Raw genomic sequence first — 19,461 nt, forward strand, 5'->3', positions numbered from 1 at the left:
ATACGGATGAGTAGAATGGTTGAAGCAAGAGCTGAAAAAACAAGTGACAATATTGGCAGGGAAGATCTTTTGGCGATGACGACGGAAATCGTCTCAGCCTATCTGTCGAATAACACTTTACAGGCGGGTGAGATCTCCGCAGTGATAGAGCAGGTTTATAAAACGGTTGCCAATCTGAACACCGAAACTTCTGTAACGGCTGACCGCCCGCAGCCCGCAGTTCCGATCAAGCGTTCCATAACGCCCGATTACATCATCTGCCTGGAGGACGGCAAGAAGCTGAAAATGCTCAAGCGTCACCTCAAGACGGCCTACAACATGACGCCCGAAGAATACCGGGAGCGCTGGGGGCTGCCTGCTGACTATCCGATGGTTGCGCCAAATTATGCGCGTCGCCGCAGCAAGCTGGCCAAGGACATTGGTCTGGGCACACGCGGCCGCTAACTTTAGCGCGTAAGTTTATGAACTCAGCGCCTTGCCGCGATCTCTTGCGGCGAGGAGTGCTTGATCGAAAAGCCTCTGCAAAGACTCGTCTTTCATAAGAACCTGAAGCGCGGCTTCGGTCGTGCCGCCGGGGCTGGTGACGTTTTGCCGGAGTTGAGCCGCAGGGATGTCCGGCGAAGCTTCAGCCAGAGCGGCGCTGCCAATGACCGTCTGCCGAGCCAGAATCATGGCTTGATCGGGGGAAAGGCCGAGTTTCTCTCCGGCCTTGGCCATAGCTTCGATCAAAAGGAACACATACGCCGGACCACTGCCCGAAAGGGCGGTGACCGCATCCATCAGATCTTCATCGCCCATCCAGATCAAAGAGCCTGCACAGCCGAGAAGCCGCAAGGCCATCTCCTTGTGTTCACGGGTGACAGAGGCATTAGCGACAGCTGCGATGACACCGCGCCCGATGGAGGCTGGGGTATTGGGCATCGAGCGTATAACCGACTGCTTGGCGCCGAGTATTTGCTCAAAAATTTTGAGAGGTTTTCCGGCGGCAATAGAAAGAAACAAGGTTTTCTTAAAATTGTGACGGGCAATTTTTTCAACTACAGAATTCAGGATTTGCGGCTTAACCGCAATAAGCGCGACATCGGGCTCTTTCTGAAACTGCCCTGGAACGTCCTTCTCATGGACAATTCGCGGATCTTTCGCCAGAGCCTCAGGCAGGGGAGTAGGGTCGATTACGATAAAATGCGAGGCAAGCTTTTGATCAAGCCACCGCTCAAGCAAAGCTGATCCCATCTTCCCGCACCCGACCAGAAGGACAGTATGGATCGGGTTGTGCGTAAGGGCTGTCATAAAGTCTCAATCGGATATGAAATTACGACTCCCCGGCCGTTTCCATCAGCGCCAGAGACAGATGCTCGGGATTGGCCGGTTGCTTGCGGGAAAGCAATTCAAACACGGGGTAAAAACGTTCGCAATGCGCGAGGGAGATATCAATGAGATCGCCGAGATAGGCGCTGCTTTCATGAAACTCGTATCCTTTCATCAGGCAGGTCTGGCGGTAGGAGGGAACCAAAGTCCGCCGGGCGATTTCAAAATGCCCCATCCAGGATTCTTCGTTCATGTCCAAAAGCGCTGAACTGGCCAGAGCCATATTGTCGGCTCGAACGGACAAATCGAACTCACAGGTGAATTGCAAAGCGCTCAGATTTTTTTGCCAGATGAAAAAAAGTCTGTAGGCGCAGGTTCTGCCTTTGATCTGAACGGTCAGGCAATCATTGTCGGTACGGTCGAAAACCCAGTTTTGTTCCGAGAGAATCTCTTCAACGCTGTCCAGAGGATTTAAACCCTGTTCCGTAAATTCCGTTCTGCTAACCATCACGCACCCCGAATTATCATTATAACCTAAATAAAAATCACGAACCCTTTTTCTTACGCGAGGTCGGACGTTTGGACGTCTTAGCCTCCGTACCCTCAAGCGCCGAAAGGCGTTTCTTAAGACTTTCAATCTCATCGCGCTGGGTTTCAACAACCAGTTCAAGCCGCTCGAAATCCTCACGCGGAACGAGATCAAGCTTGAGGGCAAGGCTGTCCAGACGGTGACGGAAATTTTCGTTGGCTTGTTTCCCGGCTTCCCCGAGAAGCGTAGCAGCCCCACCGGCAAGCCGGGCCAGATCATCGATTATTTTTTCCCGCGAAACCATGCTTTTTTACCCGTCCGCAAAGTTGGCGGCTTTCTAACACGCCTGTCGGGGTTTTGCAAGTTTCATAACCCCTTGCAGCACAAGGTTACCCCCCGATTTATCGTCCTCGGCGGCATATGCCCACAAAGGGGTTTACAAACGCCCCGGACGGACGGATAAAGGCCTATGGCATTCCAGTTCCCGGAGATTGACCCCATAGCCCTTGAAATCGGCCCCCTTGCGGTCCGCTGGTATGCCTTGTCCTATATGGTCGGAATCCTTCTGGGCTGGCGGTATGCGTTGAATCTGGCTGGCAGGGGGCAGGAGGGGGATCGCCCGTCAGCCACCGAAATCGACGATTTTATAACATGGGCGGTTCTGGGGGTCATCGCGGGCGGGCGTCTGGGGTATGTCCTGTTCTATGCGCCGGGCGTCTATCTCGAAAGCCCGCTGGAAGCCCTGATGGTCTGGAAGGGCGGAATGTCCTTCCATGGCGGGATGCTGGGCGTCCTTCTAGCCATGATTCTGTATGCCCGCAAACGGCAAATCCCCCTGTTGCGCCTGTCGGATATCGTCTGCGCCGCTGTGCCGATCGGCCTGTTTTTCGGGCGACTGGCCAATTTCGTCAATGCCGAACTCTATGGAAAGCATACTGACGTCTGGTGGGGTGTGATCTTTCCTGACGGTTCAGGTCTCCCCCGCCACCCGAGCCAGCTCTATGAGGCCTTTCTGGAGGGGATAGTCCTGTTCACCCTTTTGGCCGTGCTTATCAGAAAACCCTCCATCCGCAATCGCCCCGGCATAGTGTCTGGCGTTTTCCTGATCGGCTACGGCACTTTCCGTTTTCTGGTGGAAACAGTCCGCGAACCGGATACGCAGATCGGCTACATCGCAGGACTCATCACCATGGGCCAGCTGCTCTGCCTGCCGATGATCCTTATCGGTGTTTTTCTGGCCGTGCGTTCATCCCGTCAGAGTTCCGCGACAGCGCAGACAAAACCCCATGAACCCGCTTGAGTTGATTCTCGCTGCAAGGATCGCATCGCAAGGGCCGCTGGATATAGGCACGTTCATGGAACTGGCGCTCGGCCACCCCGAACACGGTTATTACAGGAACCGCGACCCGCTGGGGCGGAGGGGAGATTTTACTACCGCTCCCGAAATCTCCCAGATATTCGGTGAACTGATCGGCCTTTGGGCCGCAGAACTGTGGCGCCAGATGGGAAGCCCGAAAAAACTGATCCTCATGGAATGTGGCCCCGGACGCGGCACCCTGATGGCGGACGCTCTGAGAGCCGCAAAAAGCGTACAAGGCTTTATAGACTCGCTCGAAATCCACCTCCTTGAAACAAGCCCGGTTCTGCGCGAAATCCAGAAGCATAATCTTTCGGAATACGCCATACATTTTCACGAGAAACTGCCCCCGGATGCAGGAGGAGTTCCAGTCATAATCATCGGTAACGAGTTTCTGGACGCGCTGCCCGTCCGCCAGTTGATAAAGCGCGGCCACGAGTGGACAGAACGCGCCGTAAAATTTACGCCTGACGAAGGATTTGCTATCACGGAAAAACCCTGTGAAGTCAGCGTGAAAGACCCAGGAATGCCTCACGCGGAGGAAGGAGAAATCGTTGAAATCAGCCCCGCCCAGAAGACCTTCATCTTACAAACGCTAAAACTTCTGAAGGCAGGGGGCGCAGCCTTGTTCATCGACTACGGTCACATAAAGTCTGCCCCGGGTGACACACTTCAGGCCGTTCGAGATCATAAATATGCTGAGATACTCAAAGATATCGGAGAAGCCGACCTGACCGCCCATGTGGATTTTGAACGCCTCTCTCAGGTCACCCGGAAGGCGGGGGCATGGGTCTACGGCCCGGTGACACAGTCGCATTTCCTCCTGTCTCTGGGCTTGGCTCAACGCGCTGAAACTTTGATCCGCGCTGCACAGTCACCCCATAGCCCTTCGGCTGAAAATTCGCTACAAGACATAAAGTCGGCTGTGCTGCGCCTGAGCGGTTCTGCCGGAATGGGCCAACTTTTTAAAGCCATATGTATCACTCATGACCGCACCCTCAGACCCGCAGGCTTCTAAACCCTCAATTTTCCGTCACCCGGATTTTTCAGCCGGACTGAACTCGAAAATCTTTTACGGCTTTTTCGGGCGGGCTGGAGGCGTCAGCGCGGGGGTCTTCTCCGGCCTGAATTGCGGGCAGGGGTCAGGCGATAACCCCGAACATATCGCCCGCAACCGCGCAATCGTGGCCGCAGAGGCCGGGATAAAGCCGAAAAATTTACTCTCCCTCTATCAGATCCATGGACCGCAATGCCTGCCCGTCGAAACCCCGTGGACGCCGGACGCAAGGCCGCAGGCCGACGCGATGGCCTCGGATAAGGCCGGAATAGGCTTGGGGATTCTGGTCGCTGATTGCGCCCCGGTGCTGTTCGCGGCCGAAAAACCGGAGGGAGCGCCCGTGATTGCCGCCGCTCATGCCGGCTGGAAGGGCGCTCTTTCAGGCGTTTTGGAGGCCGCGGTCCAAGCTTTAACGGATCAGGGCGCAAACCGCAAAACCATCCGCGCTTGCATCGGCCCGTGCATCGGCCCGCAATCCTACGAGGTCACAGAAAATTTCTCCGAGCCGTTTCTGGAACATGACGCAGCCTCTGCCCGTTTCTTCAGAAAGTCAGCCAAACCCGGGCATCTCATGTTCGATCTGCCCTCTTATTGCGTCTGGCGTCTGGCCATGGCGGGAGTAACAAACGTATCGTGCCTGAATATGGACACCTGCGCCGACGAGCAGAGCTTCTACAGTTACCGCCGGACCACCCACAGGAAAGAGCCGGATTACGGGCGCCAGATCGCAGTGATCGCCATAAAAATATAAGCACTGCAATAAAAGTCGTTTCATTTTAAGACTTGATGACTTATAGTCCCCAGTCGGGGTCATAAGAAAATACGTGAGTAATCAACGTTCCGGGAGCCACGGGCGAGCGCAATGAAACTGATGTGCGGAAATTCGAATCGTCCATTGTCTGAGGCGATATCCTCTTATCTCGACGTCCCCCTGACCCAGTGCAGCATCCGGCGCTTTAACGACATGGAAATCTTTGTCGAGATCATGGAGAACGTCCGCGGTCAGGATACGTTCTTCATCCAGTCCACATCTTATCCCGCGAACGATCATTTGATGGAACTCCTGATCGCCATCGACGCGCTCAAGCGCGGCTCCGCCAAACGGATTACAGCGGTCATTCCGTATTTCGGCTATGCGCGGCAGGATCGCAAAACCGGAGGGCGCACCCCGATTTCCGCCAAGCTTGTAGCGAATTTGATAACGGCAGCCGGGGCCGACCGCGTTCTGACGATGGACCTTCACGCGGGGCAGATCCAAGGCTTCTTCGATATTCCGGTCGATAATCTCATCTCCGCCCCCGTCTTCGTGCCGCACATTAAAAAGCATTACGAAGGCCAAAGGCTGTGCATTGTCTCGCCTGACGTTGGCGGAGTCTTCCGCGCTCGGGCCTTGGCCAAGCGTCTGAAGGCCGATCTGGCGATCATCGACAAACGGCGGGAAGAAGCGGGAGTATCCGAAGTCATGAACGTTATCGGCGATGTCAGCGGCAAGGCCTGTGTTCTTGTGGACGACATTGTCGATTCAGGAGGAACGCTGACCAACGCTGCGGTTGTCTTAAAAGAAAAAGGGGCAACGGACGTCTCCGCCTACGTCGTTCACGGCGTCCTGTCAGGCGAGGCGGTCAACAAGGTCAAGAATTCCCCCCTGTCCAAATTGGTGATTTCCGACAGTATTCCGGCCACGGACGCCATGAAAACCGCCAAAAATATCGAGCAGATCAGCATTGCCAACCTGATCGGCGAAGCCACCCGCCGGATATTCGAGGAACGCTCGATTTCCGAGCTTTTCAAGTAGTTTACCTAAAAAACGCTTGTAAAATCGCCCCGGATGGGGTTATTTAGCGCCTGAATGCGGGCACCCCTGGAGGCCAGCATTAATCTTGAAACCATGAGGTTATTGAAATGTCTAGAAAATACGCTTTAAAAGCGGCTAAACGTGAACGCGCCGGTAAAGGGGTTGCGCGGACATTACGCCGTGAGGGCCGTGTTCCCGCTGTCGTCTACGGCGACGGGAAAGAGCCTGTTAAAATCTCCCTTTCAACGAACGAGGCCACCATCGAATACCGCAAGGGCCATATGTTCACAAACATCTGCGACCTGAATCTTGACGGTCAGGATCATCTCGTTCTGGTGCGCGATGTACAGCAGCATCCGGTAACGGACTTCATCGAACATATAGATTTTCTGCGCGTGACGCCCAAGACCAAGATTGCGGTCAAGGTGCCTGTGCATTTCATCAATCACGAGGACTCACCCGGCATCTTCCAGAAGGGCGTCCTGAACGTCGTGCGTCATGAAGTTGAGCTTCTCTGCAGTGCCATGGACATCCCCGAATCCATCGACGTCAATCTGGCGGGCAAGGAACTGGGCGATGCGGTCAAGATCAGCGATGCTGTCCTGCCTGCGGGCGTTAAGCCGGTGATCACCAACCGCGATTTCACGATTGCGACCGTGGTCGCGCCGAAGACCGGACCTGATGAGGATGAAGTCAAGGCTGCCGAAGGCGAAGCCGCTGCTGCTGAAGCTGCCCCTGCCGCTGCGGGTCAGGCTCCGGCTGGTGACAAGAAAGCCCCGGAAAAAAAGGCTCCTGAGAAGAAGTGAAACTCTTAGGCTGGATTTTAAGGGGCGCCGGGTTTTGCAAAAAACATCCGGCGCCTTTTTCAGCTTTGGAGCCAATCGCAGAGGAAACGGATATGTGGCTCTTCGCAGGACTGGGCAACCCCGGCGCGAAATACCGGACGAACCGCCACAATGTCGGGTTCATGGTCGTTGAAACGATTGCACAAAAATACGAAACCTTCGGCCCTTTCCGCTCTAAATTCGATGGCGAGATCAGCGAGGGAAAAATCGGCCGCACGAAAATTCTCCTGCTCAAGCCGCAGACCTTCATGAACCTCTCCGGCCAGTCGGTGGTCAAGGCCGCGCATTTCTATAAGATCATGCCCGAGCGCATAATCGTTTTTCACGACGAGCTGGACCTGCCTCCCGGCGAAGTTCGCGTCAAGAAGGGCGGGGGCAACGCGGGCCATAACGGCCTCAAGTCGTTACAGGAGTCCCTGAGCACTCCCGATTTCTGGCGGGTGCGAATCGGCATCGGTCGCCCGCCGGTCAAGGGCGCGGACGTCAGCAATTACGTTCTCGGTGATTTTTCCGAGCAGGATAAGGAATGGCTGGAGGAAAAACTCGAAAAAATGTCCGCACAGGTTTCCGATCTTATGTCGGGCAATCCGGCGCTCTATGAAAAAAATTTGAAACCGAAATCACCAGAAGTAAAACTGGAAACAAATAAGAAGGACGAAAAAAATGGGCTTTAATTGCGGGATCGTAGGACTTCCCAACGTCGGAAAATCAACCCTCTTCAACGCTCTGACGGCAACGGCGGCGGCGCAGGCGGCGAATTTTCCCTTCTGCACGATCGAGCCGAACATCGGCCGCGTCGCAGTGCCGGACGCGCGGATGGAGCAACTCGCCAAAATCGCGGGTTCTCAGAAAATCATCCCCACCCAGCTTGAATTCGTGGATATCGCAGGCCTCGTCAAGGGTGCCAGCAAGGGGGAGGGGCTGGGCAACCAGTTTCTGGCAAACATCCGTGAAACCGATGCCATCATCCACGTCCTGCGCTGCTTCGAGGATGCGGACATCCACCATGTCGAGGGCGCGATTGATCCGCTGCGCGATGAGGACGTGATCGAAACGGAATTGATGCTCGCCGACATGGAGAGTCTGGGCAAACAGATCGCCACCATCGAACGCCGCGCCAAAGCGGGCGACAAGGAAACGAAGGGGCAGTATGAGTATATGCTCCGGCTAAAGGAAGCACTCGATCAGGGCAAGCCCGCCCGCACAGTTGCGGTGGACAATGAGGACCAGGCCCGCTGGATGAAACTCTGCCAGCTGATCACCTCCAAGCCCGTGCTATATGTCTGCAACGTCAAGGAACAGGACGCCGCGCAAGGGAACGAATGGACCAAAAAGGTCATGGAGATGGCGGCAAAAAAGGGGGCACAGGCGGTCGTCATCAGTGCGGCCATTGAATCCGAAATCGCCCAGCTTGAATCCGAAGTCGAGAAAGCCGAATACATCTCAGCCATGGGGCTCGACGAGCCGGGTCTGAACAAGGTCATCGCCGCTGGATACAAGCTTTTAAATCTCCAGACCTACTTCACCTGCGGCCCGAAGGAAACCCGCGCATGGACCGTCCGCAAGGGCGCGAAGGCACCCGAAGCGGCCGGCTGCATCCACACCGATTTCGAACGCGGCTTTATCCGCGCCGAAGTCATCGCCTTCGAGGATTACATTTCATGCAACGGCGAAACCGGCGCGAAGGAAAAGGGCAAAATGCGCCAGGAAGGCAAGGAATACATCGTGAAGGACGGCGATGTGATTTTGTTTAGGTTTAATGTCTAAGAAAATGACCGAAGACGAAAGAGCCATACTGATAAAAGAAATACATCAGGCGTTTTCTGTACAAAATTTGCCTTCATCTCTTTACGAGTACAGTGATGATAAAGTTGACGATATAGGGGATGTTTTAATTTTCGCGGGCATCAGAAAAAACACACATTGGACCGTTGAACAAATCAAGAAATCTCCCTCTGCCACCTTGAAATGGCCGGATATAACCATGGATATGCTCGAAAACAACATTACGGCCTTTTGCTATTTTTCAAACCCGGCCTTTAAATATTATTTGCCCGCAGCTATGGCCTTAAGTCTGAGTGAAAATGAACCCGAAATGCTCCCTCTCGGTTCGATTTTAAGCTCACCAACCCTTCAAAGAATTGATTTCACGGCTAGCCAGCGAGATATTCTAAAAAAATGGGCGGTTTGGGTCATTGAAAATGCTCAGATGCCAGAGGAGCATAAGCCGGAAATTCTAAAGAACATAGAAAATATTGCAGCAGTCTTATAATTACCGCACAGGCTGCGTAACCTGGGGAGTTTTGCACGGCCCTGCCAGGTCGTCGGCATAGCAGCCCGTATCCGGGATCACAGGCTGCCCGGTCGCATCGGCCGCGTTGCTGCGGATACGATCCCCGCCGTTCCCTCCCTCGGGTCCGCAGGCTCTTTTGAAATCATCAGCGTAGCAATCGCCGCCGCTGGCGGACGTGGCGGGCCTTCCGGCGGGCTTGCACGGCCCATCCATATCGTCCGCGAAGCACGTTCCGGTTCCGCTCGAAGGAGGAGTGCCGTTCGGACGCACACCAGTTGCGCCGACACCAGGATTCTGAGCGCAGAGATTAACGCCCTCATTTACTTTTTCTCTTAATTCCGGTAGATAACGCTCCTCCCGCAAGCGGCGGTAAGATTCACGGAAATTATAGGGGTCAACCATTCCGCGCCCGCTCCATTCAAAGAGGCTGGCCGCAGAGGCGCTTCTGCTCCTAAGATCGTTCATCACCATACGAACGTGCGGCTGATCCTTAAGGTCTTCATATTTCAAATCCATATTTTGCGGAATGATATCAGGTCGTAACCGCTGAGCCAGCCGGAAAAGATTTGTGTCATCCACTGCGCCGAATCTTTGCACCCACTTCTGGTCGCGGTAACCGTCAAACTGCGCACGGAAATAAATATCATGTTGCTGCTGACGGTTGATCCCTATACGCTCAAGCTCCTCAGAACGCCCCTGATCACGAGCAGGTTTTCCAAAACCGATTTTTGCAAGAAACACATCGTCCTGAGCCGGGTTAAATCGACCCTCAAGCATAGCCTTGGAGATATCACGTTCCTCAATACACAACGCTTTAGCCTGGTGGGCCATGATTTCCGTTGCGATTTGTCCAACCTGATCGCGGGTAAAAGTTTGTGCATTCAGGTCAAAGCCCAGACGCTCCGCGATCGAGCGGATCAAGGCTTGCTGTCCGGGATCGGCATTGTCGGGCCGCAAAAGGGACTTAGCACTGACAAGATCACCGTTCAACAAATCAACGTAAACAGCCCTGTTAAAAAAGCGGTCCTTGACAGGATTTTCCCATGGAGAGTCAGTTCTGGGCTTATCTGCAATATCCCCGGACGGAACACGACCACTAAGAACATAATCCACAAGGCCCTTCATAGCGCCGACCTGACCAAGCTCTCTCATGGCAGGATTAGGGTGCTGTTCCCCTCGGGACTGCATGAGCCAGAGCTGAGTCAAAGTTGTTTGCAAATCCTGGGGCTTCACGCCAGCTTCCTGCATTTTTTTCTTCAACAGTTCTGCCATAAAAGCAGAGGTACGGGCATCGATCCTTTGAGGAGTAAAATCAACGGATATATCGGGGTTAAGAGATTTCTGGGCTTTTAGATAGTTTTTCAAAGCACGCCCGGTAGTTTCAAGAACATCCGCATTGGTCGTCGGGTTCCCCGTAACCCCCAGATAGGAGTCACTCAAAGTCATAAGCTCTTGAGCTTGTTGGGCTGCATTCTTGGAAGGCGGAGCGGTTGTTCCACGGCTAGTGAATAAGCGCCTCGACTCGGTATTGATAGTCCGCCTCGAATCTTCGGGAAGAGCCTGAGCGCCATCAGAGATTTGCTTAATCAAAGCTAGGGTTTGTTTAGTGTCAGAGCCGACTCTGTTGGCAGTATCCGCAGCAGAAGCGGAAGCAAGCATATTAATGGCGGCAACAGTGGCCGCATCAAACTCTCCTGTAACTTGAACGGCACTAAGCAGATTGGCCTGAGTTCCTGCAAGTGCCCGCAGATTAGCTCCGGCTCCAGAAATATAGCGCTGTATGTCTTCGACAGATTTACTATAAGTCCGCAAAAACGCCGGATCGTTCGCATTCTCATTAAGTGCCAAAGCCGTATGACCACGGTCAAGAACCTGCGGAACCACAGTATTAAGAGTCTTTTTCAGCGTGACAAGGCTACTATCCGGCATTCCACCCTCACCCCGCATAAACTCGCGGGAGTATTATTCTATTTTGACAAATTATACGGCTTCGAGGTGCTCTTTGTCAAATAAATGAGGGAGATAGACTAAAAACCCGTCTCTAGCCGGTTTTAACCATTTTCTGGGGCTTTTGGCGGACCAGAGCCTTATAGGCCTCCTGAAGCCGCTTGGTAACAGGCCCGACCGTAAACCGCAGACCGTCAATTTCGCCCACAGCGGTGATTTCCGCGGCCGTCCCGGTCAGGAAAATTTCCTGAAAATCCTTAAGCTCCTCGGGCTTGAGATGGCGTTCCTCCACCTTGATTCCCATATCCTGGGCCAGCGCCATGACGGTCTGCCGGGTCAGGCCGTTAAGGAAACAATCAGGAGTAGGGGTCAGGAGCACCCCGTCCTTGACCGCAAAGAAATTGGCCGCCGAGGCTTCGGCGATATACCCGCGGTAATCCAGCATCAGGGCATCGTCATACCCCTCATCCTCAACCGCGTGCTTGGAAATGGTGCAGATCATGTAAAGGCCCGCCGCCTTGCTTTCGGTCGGGGCGGTATTGGGGGCCGGACGCCTCCAGGCAGCGGTCTTCAGCCTGATGCCGTTTTCAACTTTTTCAGGCGGAAAGTAAGTCCCCCAGTGCCATCCGGCCACGGCAACGTGGGTTTTGGTCTTGCGGGCAGAAACGCCCATCTGCTCCCCCCCGCGCCAGGCGACCGGGCGAACATAGCCGTCCTTAAGTCCGTTGGCTTCCATGACTTCGTATTTAATGTTCTCAATCTCTTCGACGCTAAGAGGCATCTGCATACCCAGAATTTCCGCAGACCGGATGAACCGCTTGGAATGATCGACGCTGCGGAAAATCGTACCGTCATACATCCGCTCCCCTTCGAACACGGAACTGGCGTAATGCAGCCCATGGCTGAGAACATGGATTTTAGCCTCGCGCCACGGGAGCATTTTCCCGTTGATCCAGATAAAACCGTCTCTGTCGTCGAAAGGTACGAACGCCATGCTTTAAGTCCTCATTTTTTTTACGTTTACCCATGCCGATTTTCGGTCTAGGCTGTCAAAAACCTTGAAAAAACAAGCTATACGGCTGAATTTATTTTGTAAAGAAGATCATGACGTCATCGCTGGAACTCAATGGAAACTTGTCCGAACGCCCTCACATTCTGGTGGTGGATGATGACTCCCGCATCTGCCAGCTCGTTTCCCGCTACCTGATGGCCCAGAGTTTTATTGTAATTACGGCGGGTGACGCACAGCAGGCCCGTGAAGCCATGAAAAGATTTGTTTTTGACGCCCTGATCGTCGATGTCATGATGCCGGGGCAAACGGGCCTGGAGTTCACCCGCGATCTCCGCAAGTCCAGCCGGATTCCCGTCATACTGCTAACAGCGCTGGGAGAGGTGGAAGACCGGATTGCCGGGCTGGAAACCGGGGCAGACGACTACCTGCCCAAACCCTTCGAGCCGAGGGAGTTGGTCCTGCGGCTCAACGCCGTGCTGAGAAGAGCGCCCGCCCGAGCTCAAAAATCGGCTCAATATCAGATCGGGGCATGGTCATTCAGGCCCGAGCGCAGCGAGCTGGAGGGAGAGCAGGGGAATCAGCGTCTGACGACGGTCGAGGCAACTTTGCTGAAAGTATTATGTGAAAATGCCGCACAGCCTTTGAGCCGTCACGACCTCGCTCTGCGCTGCGGCATGGACTCCGCAGGAGAGCGCACCATCGACGTGCAGGTCACCCGTCTGCGCCGGAAAATAGAAGCGGATACCCGCAACCCCCGTCACTTGCTGACCATCAGGGGGAAGGGCTATATGCTTCATGCGGACAAAAAAGATTAGTGGAGCCGTCTGAGAGCATGGGCAAAAAATCATGGATCAAAAATGTTCTGCCGAAAACGCTTCTCGGCCGCTCTTTGTTGATTATGATTACACCCGTATTCCTGATTCAGGTCATTTCAACCTTCATGTTCTTTGATCGTCACTGGAACAAGATGGCCACCCGCCTCTCTTATGCCGTAGCGGGTGAACTGGTGATGCTGGGGACTCTAATTGAAAAAAATCCGGAACCGCAGAACGTTCAGGCTCTGATAGCCCTGGCGGACGACAAGCTCGGCCTGATTATCAGATACGAGGCCGCAGGCGTATTGGATCAGGCAACGCAAGGAAAAGCCTCTGAGCGGTGGGCCGATTATATCGCCCAGACCTTTACTCATGAACTGGCGCAGCAGACGACGAAAAAATTTACCGTCGATGTCGATTTTGAAGAAAAATGGGTCGAGGTCGGAATTCAACTGGAAAAAGGGGTGCTGCGGGCCTCCTTGCCGCAGCGTCGCCTTTTTACATCGACGACCTATATATTTTTACTCTGGGTCTATGGCTCTTCGGCCGTTCTTCTCCTGATTGCGGTGCTGTTCATGCGTAACCAGATACGCCCGATCCGCAAGCTGGCCATTGCGGCCGAGCGCTTTGGAAAGGGCAGGGATGTTGAAAACTTTAAGGTCGAAGGGGCTAGGGAGGTAAGGCTGGCAGGACAAGCCTTCGTGGATATGAGGACGCGTATTCAAAGACAAATACAGCAAAGAACGGCAATGCTGGCCGGAGTATCTCACGACCTGCGAACGCCACTGACGCGCATGAAGTTACAACTGGCGCTGCTGGGTGATAGTCCGGATATCGACGCCATGAAAGGCGACATCGACGAAATGGAGAAAATGATCGACGGCTATCTGAATTTTGTGCGTGGAGAAGGGAACGAAGCCCCTGAATTAACGGATATTGTGCATTTGATAGAATCCGTGATTGTTTCTGCTAAGCGTCAAGGCTGTGAAATACATTTTACGCCGCAAAAAACTGAGAGTACCTCTGTGGCTCTCCGGCCTCTGGCGATGAAACGATGCCTGACGAACCTGATTGGGAATGCGGCAAAATATGCAAAAACGGTATGGGTTTCAGTGGAAAACATGGACAAGGGGGCCATTCAGATATCCATAGAAGATGACGGGCCGGGAATACCCGAGGCGCAATATGAAGAAGTCTTCAAACCCTTTTATCGCGTGGACTCATCTCGCAATACGCAAACTGGGGGCGTTGGCCTTGGCCTCCCCATCGCCAGGGATATTGTCCATGCCCACGGAGGCCTGATAGAGTTGGAAAGAAGCGAGCACGGCGGGCTGACGGTAAAAATCAGCCTTCCGACATAAACCCTATAAAAGCCGCGCTCCCGCAGCTACGGGCTTATCGCTGGCGGCAAGGACGATATGTCCCGCGGTGTCGGCAAAACCAAGTGTCAAAACCTCAGACATAAAGGGGCCAATCTGCCGAGGAGGAAAGTTCACGACGCCGAGAACCTGACGCCCGACAAGCGCTTCAGGCTGATAATGGTGAGTAATTTGAGCTGAGCTTGTCTTGAGCCCGATCTCCGGCCCGAAATCGATGAGAAGCTTATAGGCAGGCTTTCGAGCCTCGGGAAACAAGGAACACTCAAGGACTATACCCACCCTGATGTCAACACGCAAAAAATCATCGTAAGTGATGGCGCTCATATTATCGAAATAAAGAGGTGCAAAAGATAGAACCTAAGCAGCCTTCTTTCCATCTTCAGTTCCGTCAGCCTCTTCGGCTTTCTCAATAGCGTCCTTCATTTCCCTGAGGCTGGCGGAAAGCCGTCTGTTGAGGACACTGGACGTATCCGTATTGCTCTTGCGGACCAGTTCCCCGATCTCGCTCATGCCTGCCAAGGTCTTTTCATAGCTCTTTTTAAAAAGCTCGGCGTTGCGGGCGAGCTTGTCTTCGGGCTTTCCCTCCTTCATGAGTTCGGAGGTCATCGAGGATTGCTCACGGATAATCTGCGAAATGATTTCGGCCTGACGCGTTGCAATCGACTGAAAGCTTTGAAAAACGATCTGCTGGGCTTCGGAAAAAGTCTGTAGATTGCGGCGCTGGGTTTCAATCAGCCGCCCGATATCAAAAGGAAATTTTCCAAAATTTTCAAAGGACTTAAAAAGATCGCTTGTTTGAAAAGGAGTGTTACAATTTTTTTCCTGTGCCATGGGAACCTCTGGAGCAAAAAATGCGCTGATAAATAAAACGCTAAGTTTTATAGGGTTTAAAGTCAAGGTGTTTAATGTCCGGTAAAAGAAGAGTTAACAGAAAATTAAGACGCCGTAATGAAAGTTAAACAAGTTTTCTTAATTTAAAACATTTAGCAAACTTTTAACGCCTTTAGTGCACGTTAGGGAGGGCACTCACGTTTCAAAACCTTCGCATAAAGAAGGACGCGCATGAGAAAGAAATTTAAACCGAAGGGAAAGGGCAGCGCCGGATCGCGCCGCGGCTTGTGGCTGACCTCCGGTTTGGCGCAGGCGATGGTGCTGCTGAACGGGGTTATTCTGACCGCAACCGCCTTCTACATTCTTCATATTTTCATCAAAGGCATGACGACGGAGGAATACCGCGCAGCCGCCCAGGATGCCGGACGTGTTTTTGTTGAGGGCATTTCGGACCAGGAAAATTCAATACGGCTGGTGTCCAGCGTTCTATTGATCTCAACCAACAAAAATGAATCGTTGCTGGCTGAACAGATTCGAAGGAATGTCCCGGGATTAAGCCACTTCGATCAGGTCATCTGGATTTACGAAGCCTCCCCCGGTAAATGGAGCTACAAGACCCTTTATGAATCACAATATGTCAGTAACAAGCAGGCCAGCTACCATCTGGTTCCAAGTCAGACCCTGGTGACAAAAATCGTCCAGGAAAAATTTTTTGAGAATGACAGTCTGCGCGTAATGTCGGATCTGCCCGGAATGAATTATGTTGAGACCAAATCCTCGCCGCCGACGATGGCGCGCCCCTTCTCCTTCGTAAAAGTTGTAAAAAAGAACAGCTCAAGGGATGGCGTAATTTTTGGAATATCCCGGCCAGAAAAATTAATTGATCAAAGCTGGCTTGACCAGCAAAACGCGGTGTCCAACCTCACGATCAAGGATATCGCCGCCGAGCGGAATATCTATAACATGGAGAATGACCGGGACGGCAGTCAGACTGTCGCCTATGACCAGGATTACAACCTCTCGGTCGGGGACAGCGAATGGAAAATTGTCATGCAGTTCAGCAAAAAGACAAACATGCTGTATATCGAGCAGATGCCCTTTCTGATTTTATTTTTCGGAATGGCCCTGACCGTGATCGGCACGTTGTTCGTCCGCAATAACCATAAGCAGGCGCAACGTGTGTCGCTCATGAACAAGGCGCTGGAACAGAAAAATGTCGAATTGGAAACGGAGATATCGGAAAGGGAGCGCCTGAATACGGCCCTGATCAAGGCCGATAAGGAAAACCGCGCTGTCATCGATTCTGTCAGCGATATTATTTTTGAGACGGATACGGACGGGAAGCTTCTCTTCCTCAGTGCAACTTGGAGGAAAATTACAGGTTTTGATATTGAACGCTCGAAGGGAAACAATCTGTTCTCCATGCTCAACCCCGAAGATCAGTCCAAGCAGAAAAAGGAATTCGATATGATGGTCAGGGGCCAAAAACAGGCCTACCGGACCTTTACCCGCCTGCGGACGGCCGAGGGCACGTTCCGCTCAGTAGAATTGGCGGTGTCCATGATTCGTCAGGACGAAAACAAAAATCTGCGTGTTGTAGGGACCATTACCGATGTGGAGGAACGCCGTCGGGCCGAGCGGGCCTTGGCCGAAGCGGAAAAGAAATACCGGACGATCGTAGAAAACGCTGCTGGCGGTCTTTATCAGTTGACCCCTGAAGGAATTTATCTCAGCGCCAACCCCTCCATGGCACGCATTCTGGGCTACAAGGGCGTAGAAGAGCTTCTGCGCGAAGTCAAGAATGCCAACGGCGCGGTATACATCGACAAGGAAGAGCGGGAGTCCTTCGTCAACGCGCTGATGCGGGCCGGACAGATCAACGGCTACGAAACGCAGGTCTATAAAAAGGGCGGCGCAAAAATCTGGGTTAGTGAGAATATCCGGTGCGTAAAAGATGAAATGCAGAATATTCTATATTTTGAAGGCAGCATGGAGGATATCACCAAGCGCAAGGAGGCGGAATTGGCGCTCCGCGAGGCAAAAGTTCATTCCGACATGGCCAACCGCTCGAAAACCGAGTTTATCGCCAATATGAGCCACGAGTTGCGGACACCGCTCAACGCGATTATCGGCTTTTCCGAGATCATGAAAAACGAGGTGATGGGGCCGCTCGGCGCAGATATGTATCGGGATTATGTGAAAGATATTCACAAGAGCGGCAGGGGGCTTCTGAAAATCATCAACGAAATCCTTGATATATCAAAAATCGAATCCGGAGACAGGGAGCTGAACGAGAGCGAATTTCCCTTCGTCCCGCTGGTTGAGACCTGCATTGACCTTCATAAAGCGAAGACACAGGATAAACGGATCACCGTGGCCAATAATGCCAAGGATCTGCCTTACCTGATTGGTGAGGAGTTGGCCGTAAAGCAGATTATTGCGAATATCTACTCCAACGCCGTAAAATTTACGCCCGAAAGCGGCCGGATCACGCTGATGTCGGCGTTCGATCATGACGGCTCACTGAGATTTTCGATTTCCGATACCGGCGTTGGCCTGACCAAGGACGAAATCCAGAAAGCGCTCTCGCCTTTCGGCCAGATCGACAACGCGCTCGATCGCTCAGGATCGGGAGCGGGGCTGGGTCTGACCCTTTCTAAATCCATGATGAAGCTTCATGGCGGCGATTTAGAAATCTTATCGGAAAAGGGCATCGGAACGACCGTCAGTCTGATTTTCCCACCCGAGCGCGTCTCCCATAAGGATAAGAAGGACAGTCCGCCGACATTATCAGTGTCTGGGAAAATCGACCTTAACGCCCCTGTCAAACGTTAGGCATCTGAAGAGTTAACATCCTTCTCCAAAACTCTCTGGGCAATATCATACGAAAACCCGGCTCTTGCGAGAGCACCAAGGTCTTTCCTGAGATATTCAGGGCGCAGCTCTTGCGGGCGGTAGGGGCCGATTTTCTTTCGGCGTATAAAACGCAAGGCCGCCTCGATCTCCGTATCTTCAGCAGTCTTCCCATCGTTTTCGCGATAAGCTTCCAGTGCAGACGAGATTTGCTCCAGGGATAAACGTTTTGAAACAAGCTTCGCACGGATATATTTTTCCGAGCGCCCTTGGCGCATGAGGCTGGCAACCGCGCCGTTCACATAGCTCTCATCGTTCAAAAGCCCTGACGCCTCGAAAACGCCCGCTAAACGCTCCACCATCGCCTTGCAGGCACCCATGTCCTGATCGGTGTGATGTTGGCAGGAGCGCCGGACCTTTCGCATCATGACGCTTTTAAAGTGGGCTTTGCTGGCGGCAAACCTCTGCAGGTAATATAAACCGGAATTGTGGAGATATGTTTCCGTAATCTTCTTGGGTGGCCGCTTCTCGGCGCGTGAAGAGTTGGAACTTTTATGATTGACCGGACGGGGCTGTGCTTTATGCTCTGCGGGTTCCATAAAGAACATTCTACAGCAGGTTCAGCAGGATGCAAATATCTCAGGCGGCATTAGGCGAAAGACGGATCAGGGGCATCAACAAAATCGGCCTCTACACGTTGGTCCGAAAGGAGGTTGAGCGGTTTCTGAAAGTCTATACCCAGACTTTGATCGCGCCGGCCGTGACAACATTGCTATTCTATACCGTCTTTGCTCTTGCGTTCGGGGGGCTGGAGCGCAAGATGGAAGACGGCCTGTCCTACCTGTCATTCCTCGCTCCGGGGCTGATCATGATGGCCATGGCCCAGAACGCTTTCTCCAACACCTCATCCTCTTTGGTGATATCTAAGATACAGGGAAACATCGTTGATCTACTCATGCCGCCGCTCTCCGCAGGTGAAATTTTAACGGGTTATATGCTGGGGTCCGTCATACGCGGGCTGGCCGTAGGCCTATCGACGCTGATTGTCCTGTCGCTGTTTGTATCGGTCAGCATACATTCCATCGCCGCAATTCTGATTTTTGCCGTGCTGGGAACGCACATGATGGGGGCGCTCGGCGTTGTGGCAGGCATCTGGTCGGAGAAATTTGACCAGATCGCCGCCTTCACCAATTTCATCGTGACACCATTGACCTTTTTGTCTGGCACGTTTTACAGAATAGATATTTTGCCCGAAGCGTGGCGCTTTGCGGCCTATCTGAACCCGTTCTTTTATATGATAGACGGTTTCCGTTACGGCTTTATCGGCCATGCCGACGGAAGTTTGCTGGCAGGCATCAGTATACTACTGCTTGTCAATTTTGGGTTGACCGTTCTGGCGTACCGTATGTTAAAAACCGGATATAAGATCAAAAGCTAGGA

At 53.0% G+C, this 19,461-nt stretch carries 21 protein-coding genes; 13 read left to right on the plus strand and 8 right to left on the minus strand.

Features of this window, described 5'->3' with window-relative positions:
• The first annotated feature begins 15 nt into the window (after positions 1–15).
• A complete protein-coding gene (locus IPN28_07490; protein ID QQS56149.1) occupies positions 16–444 on the plus strand; it encodes a MucR family transcriptional regulator in 429 nt (142 codons plus the stop codon).
• Positions 445–459: 15 nt separating this feature from the next.
• Here the strand turns inward: IPN28_07490 and IPN28_07495 are convergent, their stop codons facing one another.
• Genes IPN28_07495 through IPN28_07505 form a run of 3 tightly spaced genes read right to left on the minus strand, consistent with a single transcriptional unit; the run spans position 460 to position 2,141 of the window.
• On the minus strand, positions 460–1,290 hold the full coding sequence (locus IPN28_07495; protein ID QQS56150.1) for a pyrroline-5-carboxylate reductase: 831 nt from the start codon (positions 1,288–1,290) through the stop codon (positions 460–462).
• A gap of 22 nt (positions 1,291–1,312) precedes the next feature.
• The gene (locus tag IPN28_07500; protein ID QQS56151.1) at positions 1,313–1,816 is read right to left on the minus strand and encodes a YbjN domain-containing protein; all 504 of its coding nucleotides are present in this window, start codon (positions 1,814–1,816) and stop codon (positions 1,313–1,315) included.
• A gap of 37 nt (positions 1,817–1,853) precedes the next feature.
• Positions 1,854–2,141: an accessory factor UbiK family protein gene (locus IPN28_07505; GenBank protein ID QQS56152.1), complete on the minus strand. Its 288-nt coding sequence runs from the start codon at positions 2,139–2,141 to the stop codon at positions 1,854–1,856.
• A 165-nt stretch (positions 2,142–2,306) separates the two neighbouring features.
• On the opposite strand from IPN28_07505, the gene IPN28_07510 reads away from it, so the two are divergent.
• The 8 genes from IPN28_07510 to IPN28_07545 all read left to right on the plus strand — a co-directional run bounded on the left by IPN28_07510 (position 2,307) and on the right by IPN28_07545 (position 9,163).
• Positions 2,307–3,137 (plus strand): prolipoprotein diacylglyceryl transferase, encoded by an 831-nt coding sequence (locus IPN28_07510; GenBank protein ID QQS56153.1) that lies wholly within the window; start codon positions 2,307–2,309, stop codon positions 3,135–3,137.
• Positions 3,124–4,212, plus strand: coding sequence for an SAM-dependent methyltransferase (locus IPN28_07515; GenBank protein QQS56154.1), 1,089 nt, complete (start codon positions 3,124–3,126; stop codon positions 4,210–4,212). The genes IPN28_07510 and IPN28_07515 overlap by 14 nt, the downstream gene beginning before the upstream one ends.
• Complete coding sequence (gene pgeF, locus IPN28_07520; protein ID QQS56155.1) at positions 4,181–5,002, plus strand: peptidoglycan editing factor PgeF; 822 nt, start codon at positions 4,181–4,183, stop codon at positions 5,000–5,002. Before IPN28_07515 ends, pgeF begins: the two co-directional genes overlap by 32 nt.
• 111 nt (positions 5,003–5,113) lie before the next feature.
• Positions 5,114–6,046 carry a ribose-phosphate pyrophosphokinase gene (locus IPN28_07525; GenBank protein ID QQS56156.1) on the plus strand — a complete coding sequence of 311 codons (933 nt, stop codon included), beginning with the start codon at positions 5,114–5,116 and terminating at the stop codon, positions 6,044–6,046.
• Between the two features lie 107 nt (positions 6,047–6,153).
• Complete coding sequence (locus tag IPN28_07530) at positions 6,154–6,852, plus strand: 50S ribosomal protein L25/general stress protein Ctc (GenBank protein ID QQS56157.1); 699 nt, start codon at positions 6,154–6,156, stop codon at positions 6,850–6,852.
• Between the two features lie 92 nt (positions 6,853–6,944).
• Entirely contained in the window at positions 6,945–7,565 is a 621-nt protein-coding gene (locus IPN28_07535) for an aminoacyl-tRNA hydrolase (GenBank protein QQS56158.1), read from the plus strand.
• The gene (gene ychF / locus IPN28_07540; protein QQS56159.1) at positions 7,555–8,658 is read left to right on the plus strand and encodes a redox-regulated ATPase YchF; all 1,104 of its coding nucleotides are present in this window, start codon (positions 7,555–7,557) and stop codon (positions 8,656–8,658) included. Before IPN28_07535 ends, ychF begins: the two co-directional genes overlap by 11 nt.
• A 4-nt stretch (positions 8,659–8,662) precedes the next feature.
• Positions 8,663–9,163: a hypothetical protein gene (locus tag IPN28_07545; protein ID QQS56160.1), complete on the plus strand. Its 501-nt coding sequence runs from the start codon at positions 8,663–8,665 to the stop codon at positions 9,161–9,163.
• On the opposite strand, the gene IPN28_07550 is transcribed toward IPN28_07545, so the two are convergent.
• Positions 9,164–11,113, minus strand: coding sequence for a hypothetical protein (locus IPN28_07550; GenBank protein ID QQS56161.1), 1,950 nt, complete (start codon positions 11,111–11,113; stop codon positions 9,164–9,166).
• Positions 11,114–11,225: 112 nt separating this feature from the next.
• Positions 11,226–12,125 (minus strand): branched-chain amino acid aminotransferase, encoded by a 900-nt coding sequence (locus IPN28_07555; GenBank protein QQS56162.1) that lies wholly within the window; start codon positions 12,123–12,125, stop codon positions 11,226–11,228.
• 110 nt (positions 12,126–12,235) lie between these two features.
• Here IPN28_07555 and IPN28_07560 point away from each other — a divergent pair, with 110 nt between their 5' ends.
• Both IPN28_07560 and IPN28_07565 read left to right on the plus strand, forming a co-directional pair.
• Positions 12,236–12,958 (plus strand): response regulator, encoded by a 723-nt coding sequence (locus IPN28_07560; protein ID QQS56163.1) that lies wholly within the window; start codon positions 12,236–12,238, stop codon positions 12,956–12,958.
• 17 nt (positions 12,959–12,975) lie between these two features.
• Positions 12,976–14,319 carry a HAMP domain-containing protein gene (locus IPN28_07565; protein ID QQS56164.1) on the plus strand — a complete coding sequence of 448 codons (1,344 nt, stop codon included), beginning with the start codon at positions 12,976–12,978 and terminating at the stop codon, positions 14,317–14,319.
• Between the two features lie 3 nt (positions 14,320–14,322).
• On the opposite strand, the gene IPN28_07570 is transcribed toward IPN28_07565, so the two are convergent.
• Positions 14,323–14,661: a tRNA-binding protein gene (locus tag IPN28_07570; GenBank protein ID QQS56165.1), complete on the minus strand. Its 339-nt coding sequence runs from the start codon at positions 14,659–14,661 to the stop codon at positions 14,323–14,325.
• 33 nt (positions 14,662–14,694) lie between these two features.
• Positions 14,695–15,168 (minus strand): TIGR01841 family phasin, encoded by a 474-nt coding sequence (gene phaP, locus IPN28_07575; protein ID QQS56166.1) that lies wholly within the window; start codon positions 15,166–15,168, stop codon positions 14,695–14,697.
• Between the two features lie 231 nt (positions 15,169–15,399).
• Between phaP and IPN28_07580 the strand changes: the two genes are divergently transcribed.
• Positions 15,400–18,003, plus strand: a complete 2,604-nt coding sequence (locus IPN28_07580; protein ID QQS56167.1) for a PAS domain-containing sensor histidine kinase — start codon at positions 15,400–15,402, stop codon at positions 18,001–18,003.
• On the opposite strand, the gene IPN28_07585 is transcribed toward IPN28_07580, so the two are convergent.
• Positions 18,000–18,620 (minus strand): RecX family transcriptional regulator, encoded by a 621-nt coding sequence (locus IPN28_07585; GenBank protein ID QQS56168.1) that lies wholly within the window; start codon positions 18,618–18,620, stop codon positions 18,000–18,002. The genes IPN28_07580 and IPN28_07585 overlap by 4 nt on opposite strands.
• Before the next feature lie 29 nt (positions 18,621–18,649).
• On the opposite strand from IPN28_07585, the gene IPN28_07590 reads away from it, so the two are divergent.
• Positions 18,650–19,459: an ABC transporter permease gene (locus IPN28_07590; GenBank protein ID QQS56169.1), complete on the plus strand. Its 810-nt coding sequence runs from the start codon at positions 18,650–18,652 to the stop codon at positions 19,457–19,459.
• Positions 19,460–19,461 lie beyond the last annotated feature (2 nt).

It is taken from the genome of Alphaproteobacteria bacterium (assembly GCA_016699735.1).
Classification (GTDB): Bacteria; Pseudomonadota; Alphaproteobacteria; order Micavibrionales; family Micavibrionaceae; genus JAGNKE01.